The 13,755-nt window shown below is 43.3% G+C and carries 13 protein-coding genes; 10 read left to right on the plus strand and 3 right to left on the minus strand.

Annotated elements, in window-relative coordinates; all coding sequences use genetic code 11:
* Window positions 1-154: 154 nt before the first annotated feature.
* The 3 genes from MKY20_RS16305 to MKY20_RS16315 are packed head-to-tail and all read right to left on the minus strand — an operon-like array spanning window position 155 to window position 3,291.
* On the minus strand, window positions 155-1,246 hold the full coding sequence (locus MKY20_RS16305) for an acetyl-CoA C-acyltransferase (RefSeq protein WP_341003376.1): 1,092 nt from the start codon (window positions 1,244-1,246) through the stop codon (window positions 155-157).
* Window positions 1,242-2,693, minus strand: coding sequence for an AMP-binding protein (locus MKY20_RS16310; RefSeq protein WP_019381311.1), 1,452 nt, complete (start codon window positions 2,691-2,693; stop codon window positions 1,242-1,244). Before MKY20_RS16310 ends, MKY20_RS16305 begins: the two co-directional genes overlap by 5 nt.
* 34 nt (window positions 2,694-2,727) lie before the next feature.
* Complete coding sequence (locus MKY20_RS16315) at window positions 2,728-3,291, minus strand: biotin transporter BioY (protein ID WP_019381312.1); 564 nt, start codon at window positions 3,289-3,291, stop codon at window positions 2,728-2,730.
* Between the two features lie 236 nt (window positions 3,292-3,527).
* Here MKY20_RS16315 and MKY20_RS16320 point away from each other — a divergent pair, with 236 nt between their 5' ends.
* The 10 genes from MKY20_RS16320 (at window position 3,528) to nadX (ending at window position 13,678) form a co-directional block, all read left to right on the plus strand.
* On the plus strand, window positions 3,528-3,668 hold the full coding sequence (locus MKY20_RS16320; RefSeq protein WP_198286707.1) for a hypothetical protein: 141 nt from the start codon (window positions 3,528-3,530) through the stop codon (window positions 3,666-3,668).
* Between the two features lie 196 nt (window positions 3,669-3,864).
* Window positions 3,865-4,683: an alpha/beta fold hydrolase gene (locus tag MKY20_RS16325; protein WP_009334276.1), complete on the plus strand. Its 819-nt coding sequence runs from the start codon at window positions 3,865-3,867 to the stop codon at window positions 4,681-4,683.
* Between the two features lie 76 nt (window positions 4,684-4,759).
* A complete protein-coding gene (locus MKY20_RS16330) occupies window positions 4,760-5,542 on the plus strand; it encodes an IclR family transcriptional regulator (RefSeq protein WP_009334277.1) in 783 nt (260 codons plus the stop codon).
* A 287-nt stretch (window positions 5,543-5,829) separates the two neighbouring features.
* A complete protein-coding gene (locus MKY20_RS16335) occupies window positions 5,830-7,107 on the plus strand; it encodes an MFS transporter (protein ID WP_019381314.1) in 1,278 nt (425 codons plus the stop codon).
* Window positions 7,108-7,254: 147 nt separating this feature from the next.
* Entirely contained in the window at window positions 7,255-7,791 is a 537-nt protein-coding gene (locus tag MKY20_RS16340) for a cupin domain-containing protein (protein WP_019381315.1), read from the plus strand.
* Window positions 7,792-7,944: 153 nt separating this feature from the next.
* Window positions 7,945-8,859, plus strand: a complete 915-nt coding sequence (locus tag MKY20_RS16345) for a VOC family protein (RefSeq protein WP_019381316.1) — start codon at window positions 7,945-7,947, stop codon at window positions 8,857-8,859.
* Between the two features lie 23 nt (window positions 8,860-8,882).
* On the plus strand, window positions 8,883-9,674 hold the full coding sequence (locus MKY20_RS16350; RefSeq protein WP_019381317.1) for an SDR family oxidoreductase: 792 nt from the start codon (window positions 8,883-8,885) through the stop codon (window positions 9,672-9,674).
* 27 nt (window positions 9,675-9,701) lie between these two features.
* Window positions 9,702-11,423: a thiamine pyrophosphate-binding protein gene (locus MKY20_RS16355; RefSeq protein WP_341003378.1), complete on the plus strand. Its 1,722-nt coding sequence runs from the start codon at window positions 9,702-9,704 to the stop codon at window positions 11,421-11,423.
* 14 nt (window positions 11,424-11,437) lie between these two features.
* Window positions 11,438-12,883, plus strand: coding sequence for an aldehyde dehydrogenase family protein (locus MKY20_RS16360; protein WP_019381319.1), 1,446 nt, complete (start codon window positions 11,438-11,440; stop codon window positions 12,881-12,883).
* A 12-nt stretch (window positions 12,884-12,895) separates the two neighbouring features.
* Window positions 12,896-13,678: an aspartate dehydrogenase gene (gene nadX / locus MKY20_RS16365; protein ID WP_341002008.1), complete on the plus strand. Its 783-nt coding sequence runs from the start codon at window positions 12,896-12,898 to the stop codon at window positions 13,676-13,678.
* Window positions 13,679-13,755 lie beyond the last annotated feature (77 nt).

Below are 13,755 nucleotides of genomic sequence, written 5' to 3' on the forward strand. Positions count from 1 at the left end.
TAGAGAAAATAAACGTTTATCATGATGATATCAGTTGATATATGTTGAATATCAATATGCTAGCAGTTGCTATCTTTGTGCGAATGTGTCGAATTTCCGGTGATTATACAAAAAAACCTGGAATAACACTACTCCAGGCAAGCTTACAGTTTTATTATACCCCTTCAAACAATACGGCAGCACCGACGCCGCCTCCGCTTCCAATTGCAGCTAATACATATTTGGAAGGAGGTCTTCTTTGGACTTCATAAAATAATTTTGTAATCATCACAGCTCCTGAAGCTCCATAAGGGTGGCCGATTGTTAGAGCACCTCCTTTAACATTCAGTATTTCATAAGGAATGGAAAGCTCATTGGCGCATGCTGCTATTTTTGATGCAAATGCTTCATTAATTTCGATTAAATCAATATCGTCAATTGTTAAATAATTTCTTTCAAGGATAGCTTGTATGGCTGGGACAGGCGCAGATCCCGGAAAGTTGGGATGTACACCTGCTACTGCACTATCGGCAAAACGCAGAATGGGCCTGTAGCCGTTTTTTATTGCTGTTTCTTCCTCCATCACCAGCACAGCAGCTGCCCCATCATGGATTCCGCAGCTGTTAGCTGCTGTTACAGTGCCATCCTTTTTAAATATAGGCTTTGCACGTTTAAGAAGAGTTTCCATTTTTCTTTTTCTAAAAAACTCTTCATCATGCAGATGTCTTCCAATTGGGATCATTTCTTCGGCCAGCAGTCCCTTTTCGAAAGCTTCCCAGCTCCGTTCATAGCTCAATTGTGCATATGTATCCTGACTTTCCCTTGATATGTTGTATTTCTCGGCTACATTTTCCGCTGCCGCACCCATATCGGGGTCTCCTATTTTTTCCGGGGAGAAGCGGGCCTTTTTGGAAAAGGGCGAGGTGCTGGCACTTTCGGTACCGCCCGCTATATAACAAGTCCCGGCACCTCCCTGGATGTAATAGCATGCCAATCGAATGGCTTCAAGACCCGCACTGCATTGCCTGTCCAGGGTTAAGCCCGGAACAGACAAAGGGAGTCCTGCTTCTAATGCTGACAAGCGGGCTACATTCCCGCCAGGTCCTACGACATTGCCCAAAATAACATCATCAATTTTATCTTCCATTCCTTCAGCAAGATAATTCAGAAGCGGGGCAGCAAGTTCATGGGGCTCATAGTCCTTAAGCATCCCATTTACTTTTCCAATAGGTGTTCTTTTTGCCTGCACAATCACTGCTTTCTTAATGGCTAATCACCTTTCTTTCGAAAGATTCCTTCAGCTGGGCACGGGCAATTTTTCCGCCGGCTGTGTAGGGCATTTCTTCAGTGAAAATCCATCTGCGGGGAACCTTATATGAGGCTAAATGTTTTTTACATAGGCGCTTTAACTCAAGGGCATCTGTTTTGCCTTTGATGACTGCAGCTGCAATTTGCCCCCAATATTGATCTTCCAGTCCTATCACAGCAACCTCCTCGACATCCGGGTGCAGACTGATCACTTTCTCAATTTCTTCAGGAAAGATATTAATAGCTCCATATAATATCATGTTCTTTTCACGTCCGCTGATGTATAAATATCCTTTATCATCAACATAGCCCATATCATCAACGGTGGCCCATCCATCCTGATCCTGTATGGAATGGATTGTTTCATTTGAAAGGTATCCATCGAAAATAAGTTCGCTTCTGACAAATATTTTGCCAATTTCATAAGGAGCGAGTTTCCTGCCGTCTGTTCCTCTAATTTCGATTTCAACACCATGGCAGGGCTTTCCGACTGATCCTGCTATATCCTCATCCGCAAGAAATGTTACATAGCTCAATTCACTGGCTCCATAAAATTCGATCATGGAGAGCTGGGGGAATATTTTGCTGATTTCCAGCTTCGAAGTTTCATCCCATTTCGCACCTGAGGAAAAGATTTTTATAGGCTTCTCTATGATTCTTTTTTCTCTTAAAATAGCTGAAACCATGGTCGGAACTGTATAAAGTGTGCTGATGGGCTGCTCCTCGATACATGAGAGAACCTGGGCTGCACTGAATTTCTCGAGGAGATGAACCGTTCCGCCCGTACAAAGCGTACTTACCGCGCCATACAAAAAATGAGAGTGGATAAGTGCCCCGGGAATCAGGACGTGATCCTTCTCATTCATCTTAAAATCGTGATGGTTCACCTTGAAGCTTGCTGCCCAGGATCTATGGGAGCGGATAAATGCTTTTGGGATGCCGGTCGTGCCTGAAGTAAATCCCATATAAAATGGGCGGTTCCTTTCTGAATCGATGTGAAACGAAGTGCTTTGACCGCAGATTTCCTCCATGGCATCCTCCCAGATATGCACGAAAGGGTGCAGGCTGGCAATCTGATCATAGTATTCTTTACCTGTGATCACGATAGAAGGGTTGGATATTTCAATCCGCTGCTTAAGTTCTTCGGCTTTCCATTTTAAGTCGAAAGGTACAGCTGTCCATCCAGCCATGGAGGCACCTGTGAATAATTGCAGAAAAGGAATTCCATTTGGCAGCAGGATTGCTGCAGTTTTATTGGTTACAGATAAAGAGTGAAGCCAGTTAGCAGTTTTGCAGAGATAAGAGCTCCATTCTTTATAGCTTAAAGTTTGGCTTTTCGAGATGATTGCTGCTTTATTTGGAGATTCTTCGGCGAGTTTTTTAATATTTGCTGTAATATTCGTCAACGGGTTGTCCTCTCCTTATGGAAAAGGAGACACCTTATAGTGTCTCCAGAGATTTAGAAAATTGCTTATTTATAATCGGATGCTTAAGCAGCCGGAATACCAGGAAAGAAGCGAGCGTCGCTTTTAACACATCTCCCGGAATATAAACCAAGCTTAATTTAATCGCATCAGACAAAGGAATATTCATCATAAAGGCCTGTACCGGAATTCCCAAAAGATAGATGAGGAATATGCCGACAGTCAGGTTTATGAGCAGGATATTCTTTAATTTTAACGTTTTGAAGCGTGAGAGTAAATACCCGATAAAAAATGCTGTAAGTGGATAGGAAATCAAATACCCTGCACTAGGCCCGAAGAATACACCAATGCCGCCGCGGCCTCCTGATAATAATGGTGCACCTGCAGCAACCAGGAGTAAAAACACTGCCATGCTGATTCCGCCAAGTCTGGCGCCTAAAATACCGCCGGCCAAAAGGACACCGAGTGTCTGCAAGGTTATCGGAACGGGTGTAAAAGATAGCATGATTGGAGGAACAAGACCAAGTGCTCCCATTACTGCTGCAAATAAAGCCACATAAGTCATCTCTTTAACTTTCATAATACCTCTCCAATTCAAATTAATAGGTTAACTGGTTTCATTTTATGGTTAACACAAATGTTTGTCAACCTAAAAAAAACGAAGTTTACAATCATGAGGATACAAGTTGGTTTAATGCTGTAAGTTTACTAGTATATATGTACTGAGCAGATGCAGCCATTAAATATTCATGTTTATTTTTTCTAAAATAAATCAAACTAAGCGGGTATCAAAATATTTTATAGGGGGTATTTAACGTGTCCAAGAAAAACAATACACCATCTGAACAAGTTGACCAAAAGGCATTATTGGACAATAAAGTGCAAGATGCGAGAAAAAACAACTTCGAAGAGGACCACATACGCAGAGTTACATCAAATGGTGCACAAGGTCAATAATTAGAAGCCCAGTTACAGAAATAAAAACCCGTTCTTAAATGATCGGGTTTTTATTGTTGCTTAAGAGACTGGGGCTATGATATAAAGGACAAGATATTTTTTGACTATTCAGTTGACTATTCCAGAATATGATTTATGATAGGGGTAACCGAAACATTGTTTTACTTACAAAACAAACATGTGTGGAGGTTATACAATGCCATTTATTGAAGTGAATGATTTAACGATTCATTATGAAGTTGAAGGAAATGGTGAGCCGCTTGTTATTCTTCATGGGCTGGGAAACAATTCACAATCCTGGAAAAAGCAGCTGGAAGGGTTAAGTAAGGAATTTACTGTTATTGCCTGGGATGCGCCCGGCTATGGCAAGAGCTCTGATCCAAGGGAGGAATTTACACAGTTCAGCCAATTTGCTGATGTTTTAAAGGGCTTTATTGACGGCTTGCATTATAAAACTGTCAATCTTTTAGGCCATTCAATGGGTTCAGCCATTGCTCTGGATTTCTGCAGCCGTTATCCTGATATGGTGACCAGGCTGATCATTGCCGATGCCACTCGCGGTGCCGCGGGGCAGAGTCAAGAAGAAAACGAAAGAAAACTGAAGAACCGCTTACATAATATTGACACATTAGATCCAAAGGAGTTGGCTCAATTAAGGGTAAAAGAACTTCTTGCGCCAAACCCGGATCCTGAAGTAAAGAAGGAAGCTGAACGCATCATGTCCCAGGTGAGGCCGATGGGCTATCGCTCTGTGGCCTTTTCACTTTCAAATTTAAATCAAATGGATATTTTGCCTTCCATTCCTGTTCCTGTCCTTGTTATCTGCGGGGCATTGGATAAGGTGACTCCTGTAAGCGAATCTGAAATTTTCCATCAGTATATCCCAAATTCAATTCTGAAAACCATTCCGAAAACAGGGCATTTATGCTATCAGGAGAATGCGGACTATTTTAATGCCCTTATTTTGAATTTCCTGCAGGGAGCATACAAAAAAGAAGAATTAGCTGAAAGGTAACCATAGAGAAATATTTCCTATTTCTCTCCTGGTTTTGTTAATATGTTAGTAAAAATGTAAACAGGGGGTGACTTGCATGGCAAAAGAGGAGAAAGAGCGGTATAATGCCAATGCTCTGGTACGGGGGCTGGAAATCTTAAAGCTCTTTAATGAGGAGCGTCCAACTCTGTCACTGGTTGAAATTGCAAAAGAATTGAATGTTAGCCGAACAGTCCCGTATCGATTATTGTATACTCTCCAATCGCTTGGTTATCTTGACCAGGACGAAAACTCAAAGAGATATAGTTTAACGCCCCAGGTATTAGAATTGGGCTTTTCCTACTTAAGTACGTTAAAACTTCCGGAAATTGCCCAGCCATATTTGGAAACATTAAGAGATGAAACAGGGGCTTCCTGCCATTTATCTATTCTGGATGGGAATGAAGTGGTGTATGTTGGCAGTGCTCCTGTCAGAGGGGTATCTGCTATTAATGTCAATATCGGACTGAGGCTTCCAGCTCATGCAACAGCAAATGGTAAATTGCTGCTTGCCTATCAGCCGCAGGAAAAGCTGAAACAGCTTTTTTATGGATCCGAATTAAAACCGTATACGGATCGGACAAAAACATCCCTGGCTGATTTTCAAAATGAAATTGAAATAATCAGGAGAAATGGATACTCCATTACAAAAGGAGAGCTTCACCATGGGATTCAATCAGTAGCGGCGCCCATATTTGATAAAACCGGCAGCATTATGGCGGCTATTAATGTTGTAGCAACAGAGACAACATTCCATGATGAGTTTATTGAACAAGTAGCGCTGCCTAAAGTGCTTGAGATTTCAAAAAAGTTATCAGGATATATGGGATATCATTTATAAGAATAGAAAGAGTGGTTAAAAGCTTGCAGCTGCTGCAAGCTTTTTTGTTTTGTATATAAAACATTTTTTAGTAAATGAAACAAATTAAAATTTTTCATTGACTCAATTTTCGAAAAACTTTACACTATTGATAAGTGGTAAACATTGTTTTGTATGTAAAACATAATATGGCTGAAAGGAGGGAAAAAAATACCACCCAAAAAATATTTTCTTATGAAGTATAATATTTGAAAAGTAATTGAAAGCGATTACAAAAAATGAATATGTTTCTTGAAAGGGGATCACAAATGCTGAAAGGGAACAAAAGATGGCTCTATATTGCTGTGCCTATATTCTTTTTCTGGTTTTTTGGACAAATTGATAAACTGGGAATCTCGGTTATTCAAACGGATCCTGGCTTCCTGAGTGATCTGGGGCTTACAGGGGCAGACAAAAATGCCAAAATTGGCTTAATAACATTTATCTTTACTATCTCTTACGCCGTTTCAAATATATTCTGGGGCTTTGTTATTGATAAAGCAGGTCCGCGGAAAACGGCAGTATTCGGGCTGTTCATTTGGACTGCGACCATGATTGCAGGCGGTTTGGCAACTTCCTATGAGATGTTTTTAATCAGCAGGGTAATTCTTGGATTCGGTGAAGGGATGATGATTCCGGTCTGCGGAAAATTCATTTCAAATTGGTTTAACCAGCGGGAACTTGGCCGGGCACAATCTACCTGGCTCGCGGGCAATTATTTCGGACCTGCCTGTGGTGCTGTTATATTGACTTTAGTGCTTGCAACTTTTCATTGGGAAGCTGCGTTTTTCTTCCTCGCTGCTTTTAATCTGTTTTTTGTTATTCCAATGTTTTGGTTCCTTACTCGGGATACTCCTGAAGAACATTATGCAATTGATAAGGAAGAGCTTGCGTATATCCGCAAGTCTGATGGCACTGAAAAACCAAAGAAAAGCTTTGCACAGGACTACCGCTATTGGATCGTTTGGTTTGGCATGTTAATGTCATCGTTTTTGTTTTTCGGAATCAGCATTTGGCTGCCTACTTATCTCGTTGAGGCGAAAAGTTTCTCAAGAGAAGCAATGACGGGGATTACCTCATTATCCTGGCTGTTTGCTCTGGGCTTTGTCTTATCCTGCGGATTTTTGGCTGACAAAACAAGACGTCCAAGCTTGCTGGCCACGATTCTATTCAGTTTAACGGCAGTCTTCTTAACAGCAGCTATTTTTGCACCACATCCGGTTCTGGCTGGTATTTGTATGGGACTCGCAATGGGAACTCAAGGCGGGGTGTTCCATTTAAGCAATTTATTTATCGTAAAATTTTCAACCCCGGAAACAGCAGGGCGCGCTGCCGGTCTTATGGGATTCACTAATATTTTAGGCGGTTTTTCAAGCTATATCATGGGATGGATGAGAGACCTTGCAGGCGGGGACTTTGGCCCATCGATTGTTATGCTTATCATTGCAGCAAGCTTAGGCTTCATCGCTTATATATTTACAATCAAAAAAGAGGCAGCTGAACTTCGAATTGAGCAGATTCCTCCAAATAGAAAAGTAATCGTATGATAGTTTCATATTTGAAACAAGGTTTTAATAATTTAATTTTTCTCAATATTTTTAATTGACATATTAAATATTGGGATTTATTATTAATCTGTAAGTAAAACATTGTTTTGTATATAAAACATAATAAAGATTTAGGAGTGATATTATATGTCAGCTGAAAAATTTGATGTGCAAGCTTTCGAAAAAAAATATGTAGCAAGGCTGCAAGATCGATCACTGGACTGGAATGTTCTTAAATTTCAAGAAGAAATTGATCCAAAGTACAAGAGGGCGCAAATGAGATATATTGGCCGCGGCGCTACAGCGAATAATGATTCAAATGTAATCGCAGCGGAACATTTCACACTCAGCACGATGGTGCTTCCAGCTGGATGTGTTGGACCTCTTCATCTTCACGATGATGTGGAAGAAGTATTCTTTATTCTTAAAGGGAGTGTAAAGGCTCTTATCCAGGAAGTAGGCAAGGATGAAGTACATGAAATTCGTCTGAATGAGCGTGACTGCATCAGTTCTCCTCCGGGAGTGTACCGCGGCATTCATAATGATGGCGATGAAGAAGCATTAATGCTGGTTATGCTTGGAGCAGTAAAACCAAATCTTCCTACATATCCGAAAGGGAGTGCTCTTGAAGAGCTGCGCATTCAGCGTGCGAAAGAAAGAGAAGCTATCATCAACGGAAAATAATAGTTTCTGGCAAACTGGCACTCTAATGAATATAACCGGGATGGTCCGCTAAATTTAACTCTGCCGGGTCATCCCGGTTCCTTTAACAAAAAATGTTTCCTCGGCAGCCAATGATCGGAGGATTGTAAATCTATTATTTTGGAGGTGCATAGGATGTTAGGTATTACTCACTTGAGGCACATTAGTCTCATTACTCCAGTTCTTGAGGAGCAGGCTGAGTTTTACGAGAAGATTTGGGGACTTGATAAGGTATCCGAGGATGGGGATTCTGTCTATTTCAGGGGTGCTGGTTCAGAGAATCATATTTTAAATTTGAAGCGGGGAGAAAAAGCGGGGCTTCACCATATTGCATTTGGAATGGTTGATAAGAACGCCGTTGACAGGGCAGCGGAGATTCTGGCTTCCAAGGGTATCCCGGTTATTTCACCGCCGGGCTATTTAGATGAAGAAGGTAAAGGGTACGGACTTCGCTTTGCTGATCCGGAAAACCGCTGCATTGAACTTTCAGCATGGGTGGAAATGCACACGACTATCTGGAATAAGAAGAATGTGGATCCGGTGAAGCTGAATCATGTTGTCATGAATACGGCAGACCTGGATATGATTACAGATTTTTATACTAATATTTTAGGATTTAAGGTAACTGATTGGAGCGAACACCAAATGTCTTTCCTTCGCTGCAACAGGAAGCATCACTCACTTGCCTTCAATCAGGACCGGCATGCATCTGTCAATCATATTGCCTATGAGGTAGACACGGTGGATGAAGTCATGCGGGGGATTTCAAACGTCAGAAAAGCAGGTTATCAGGAGCTTTGGGGGCCTGGACGCCATGGACCGGGAAATAACATCTTCTGTTACTTTCAGGATCCTGCCAAATTTGTCATGGAATACACGTGTTATTTAGAAACCATTGAAGATGAGGAAGAATGGGTGGCTCGAGTATGGAAAAGGGTTCCACACCTGATGGATCAATGGGGAATAGCCGGACCTCCAAAACCTGAAGCACGTGCAGCCATGGGCGGAAAGCCTGATCCAGGTTGGGTTAACGTGAATGCATTAACCTAAAGCTATTTGAAAGGGGTATCGTTATGGACTTTGGTTTAAAAGGAAAAACAGCAGTCATAATGGGCGGGACTTCGGGAGTAGGCCTCAAAACAGCAGAAATGTTCCTTCAGGAAGGTGCAAAAGTTGCGGTATGCGGCAGAAATGCAGAGAGGAAGGATAAAGCATTTGACCATTTATTGCATTTCGGGCCACGGGAATCAATCTTTGCCGCCACTTGTGATGTAACAAATAAAGAGGATGTTAATCGTTTTGTCGATTCAGCAGCATCCCGGCTTGAAGGAATTGATATTTTAGTTAATGCCGCCGGACAAAGTGTTATGGGGTATTTCTTCGATATTACAGATGAGCAATGGCAGGAACAGATTCAGTTAAAATATTTTGCCATTATCCATGCGGTACGTGCTGTCCATCCATATTTAGTGAGGCGCGGAGGCGGAAGGATCATCAATATTAATGCGACGCTTGCAAAGGAACCTGAAAGACATATGGTTGCTACGGCCGCAACAAGGGCAGGTCTTTTAAACTTAAGTAAAACGCTTTCCCAAGAGCTTGCATCAGACAATATCCTGGTCAACTCCGTAAGTCTTGGATTAATCCGTACTGACCAGTGGGAACGCAGACGATTGAAAAATGCACCTGATATGGATGCCGAGGAATATTACAAAGATCTTGCAGTAAAGCGGGAGATTCCGCTGGGCAGGGTTGGAGAAGCAGAAGAAGTAGCCAGTGTCATTCTCTTTTTAGCCTCAAAGCAGGCAAGTTATGTTTCAGGATCAACCATTGAGACAGCTGGAGCGCTGGGGAAAGCGCTTTAATATTAAGCAAAGGCAGGAATGATTATGATGAGCCAACAGGAACAATTGGAAATTGCACCGGTAAAAGCAAGTGAGCAAATGGAATTTACTGCAGCAGATGCAGTTGTGAAGGAACTCGTCCGTGCTGGTGTTGAGGTGGCATTTGGGATTGTAAGCATTCATAATATGCCGATTTATGATGCCATCCTCCGTGATGGAAGAATTCATCTGGTATGCTCCCGCGGGGAGAGCGGTGCGGCAAATATGGCAGATGGTTATGCCCGTGCGACAGGAAAATTGGGAGTGGTCATCACGAGTACGGGAACTGGTGCAGGAAACGCTGCTGGTTCACTGATTGAGTCATGGGCAGCGGGGGTTCCGCTCCTGCATTTAACAGGTGAGGTTGCATCCCCCTATTTGGGAACTGGAAGAGGCTATATTCACGAGTGTAAAGACCAGCTGTCTATTATGGAGGGTTCATGCAAAAAAGCTATGCGGCTAAGAAGGCCTGAACAGGCAGCTGCGGTTATCAGGCAAGCCATTAAGGAAGCTGCTGCTGTACCTTCAGGACCTGTTTCAGTAGAAATTCCAATCGATTTCCAATCTGCAATTATACCGGATTATTCATTGGAAGAAGTGTATGTTTCAGTACAGGAAAACAGCTCAATATCGTATCTTCCAAAAGAGGCGATAACCAAAGTCAGCCAGGCCCGCCGCCCGGTCATTTGGGCAGGTGGGGGCGTCATTAGCTCCGGGGCTTCCAAAGAATTGCAGGAGCTTGCGGAAAGGATCGGGGCAGCCGTTATTACGAGCCAATCAGGAAAGGGCAGCATTCCGGAGGATCATCCTCAATGTATTGGCCACTTTGCATCATTTGAATTAACAAAAGATTTAGTGAAAAAATCGGATCTCCTGATCAGCATTGGAGTCAGATTTAGAGGGAATGAAACCTCCAACTGGAAAATAGAAATTCCAGAAAATCATATCAGCATTGATGCTGATCTCCAGGCAATGAACAGAAATTATGCCGCGGCCATTGGGCTGGCAGGTGATGCTAAGCTTATATTGAGAAAAGTAAATGAAGAATTGGCTAAGGAATCATTATCACCTTCCAAAGATTATTTGGAAGAAGTGCTATCAGTAAGGAAAGAACTGCGTCTTCAGTTGAGAGCAACACTTGGACCATATGAAAAAATTGCTGATGCTATGCGTAAATTGCTCCCGCGGGATACTGTATTGGTGCGTGACGTTACGGTACAGGCAAATGTCTGGGGCAGCCGATTATTTGAAATATATCAGCCGCGTACATCCATACATGCTTCAGGCGGAGGAATTGGGCAAGGCTTGCCGACTGCAATCGGAGCACAAATGGGATGTAAGGATAGACAAGTTGTTTTATTAGCTGGAGATGGCTGCTTCATGGTCAATGTCGGTGAAATGGCAACTGCAGTACAGGAAAGCCTTCCGATAATCGTCATCCTGTTTGATGATGCAGGATATGGTGTTCTCCGAAATATTCAGGATGCCGCCTATGGACGGCAGGTTGCGGTCGATTTAGTTAGCCCCGATTTCGTTTTGCTGGCTCAGTCCATGGGATTTGCATCTGCAAAAATCGGTTCTCCGGAAGAATTCGCATCCGAGCTGGAGAAGGCAATGGACAAGAGAAAACCATCCATGATCGTAGTGGATATGGAAGCAGTCGGGCCAATGGCGAAACCATTTGGTGGGCCTCCTGGCGCGGCGGAAGCGTTCAAACCGAAAAAGTTGTAAGGGAGTGATTTGGGATGATTTCGACGTATCCATTTGTTTCAGGAAAATATTTAATAGCTGGAGAGTGGATCCAGACAGAAAATACAGCCCATGTTCTTAATCCGGCTGATCATCAGGAAGTTGTGGGCGAAGTTGCCTTGTGTACAGAAGAACAGGTTGAATTGGCCATTTCTGCTGCAGCAAAGGCTTTTGAAACCTGGTCGAAAAGTGAGATTGAGGACCGGGCAAACCGGATGAAGCTCGCTGCCGACGAGATTAAAGCAAGTGTCGAAGAGAACGCCACTTTGCTGATCCGAGAAAATGGAAAAGTGCTGGTGGAAGCGAAAAAAGACCTTCTGCGCTGTGTCGATATTATGAAGGAAGCTGCCGAAGAGCTTTTGGAATGGTGGAAGCCTGAATCCATTCCCGGTTCCCAGAAGGTCCAAATCCGAAAGCGTCCCCGTGGGGTAACGGCAGTGATCTCTCCATGGAACTCACCAATGATCCTTACGTTTAAGCGGGTGATCCCAGCTGTTCTTGCCGGAAACACAGTCGTTGTAAAGCCGGCGACAAGCTGTCCGCTAACAATCATGTCATTCCTCAAGACAGTGGCTTCTTATTTCCCTGATGGAGTCATTAATGTTGTAACTGGTTCAGGAGGGCTGATCGGCAATAAGCTTTGCTCAGATCCGCGAATCCGAACCATTGCATTTGTCGGCAGTACCGAGACTGGGAAAGAAATCATGCGAGCTGCTTCAGGCACGGTGAAAAATGTCTACATGGAGCTTGGCGGAAATGATGCGGCTATTATTCTCGAAGATGCCAATCTGGATGAAAGCGCTATTAAGCGACTGCGTTTCGGAGTTCTTAGGGCAGCAGGCCAGGTGTGCTCAGCCATCAAAAGGATCTATGTCCATGAATCCCGATACGGGGAGCTGGTAGAAAAGCTTAGAAAAGAATTTCAGCATATTAAGGTTGGAAATGGCATTCAGCCTGATGCCGAGATGGGGCCTTTGAACAATAAGGCCCAGTACGAATATGTGAATGGGCTGATCGAACGTGCCAGAAAATCCGGAGCTACCGTCATCACAGGAGGGATTCAGCTTGATCCAGAGTCCTGGGATAAAGGCTATTACATACTGCCTGCAATCATCACCGGTGTGGATCAGAAAAGTGAAATTGTTCGTGCTGAACAGTTTGGACCTGTCATTCCGATCCTTCCATTTAAAGAGGATGAGGAAGTCATCAGCCTGGCAAATGACAGTGAATTTGGTTTAAGGGCTTCTGTTTGGACAGAAGATGAAGCCAAAGCATTTGAATTTGCAGACCGGTTAGAGGCCGGCGCCGTTTTCCATAATAATCATACCGTTTTTCAGGATCTCCATCTGGACTTCCCGGGCCTAAAGGAAAGCGGACTTTCACGAGAAACGCGGCATTGCGGTCTGGAGTTTTTTGCAGATTCCTATGGTTTTGCCAATTAGGGGGATACCGATATGAAATTAGCCTTAATAGGAGGCGGGAATATAGGCAGGTTCCTGCTTCAAAGCATTAATATAGACTGCTTAATACCGAATGCGAAAATTATTGGCCTTCATACTCGCTGCCAGGAACAGGCAAAGGAACTATCACGTGAATTTGAAGCGGAAATCTTTGAAGACGTGGAATCCCTTTTAAAATCCGATGCCGACCTGGTTATTGAAGCAGCAACTGTTGAAGCTGTAGAAGAGTATGCTGCTTCCATTTTGCTTTCAGGCAAAGATCTGGTTGTCAGCAGTGTTGGGGCATTGGCAGACCGGGAATTTTATAAGTGCCTTGAAGAAATCTGCATCTTAAATAATACGAAAATCCACTTGCCATCAGGGGCAATCGGCGGACTGGATATTTTAAAAGCTGCCAAATCGATTGGTGAGCTGGATTCTGTCTCCATTATCACCAGGAAGCCTCCTCAGGCACTTCCTGGTGCCCCGCTTAATGGGGAAAAGGTGCTTTTTGAGGGTTCTGCCGCCGAAGCCATTAGATTATTCCCAAGGAATATCAATGTTTCCATTATCTTGTCTCTCGCGGGATTAGGTGCCGAGAATACCGGAGTTAAAATCATATCCGATCCAGCAGCAAGGAAAAATAGCCATACGATTGAGGCAGCAGGTTCTTTCGGAAAGCTATCGCTTCAAGTCGAAAATGACCCGATGCCTAATAATCCAAAGACAAGCTACCTGGCAGCTCTAAGCATCCTGGCTTCATTGAAGAATAGGGATGAGATGATCCGGGTTGGATAGATGTAAACTGGTGCAACAGCAGGAAGAGAATATTTCATTCTTTTCCTCGCTCCTTGGAGAAGCTTATTTTAAGACGA

The organism is Cytobacillus sp. FSL W8-0315 (genome assembly GCF_038002905.1).
GTDB lineage: Bacteria > Bacillota > Bacilli > Bacillales > Cytobacillaceae > Cytobacillus > Cytobacillus pseudoceanisediminis.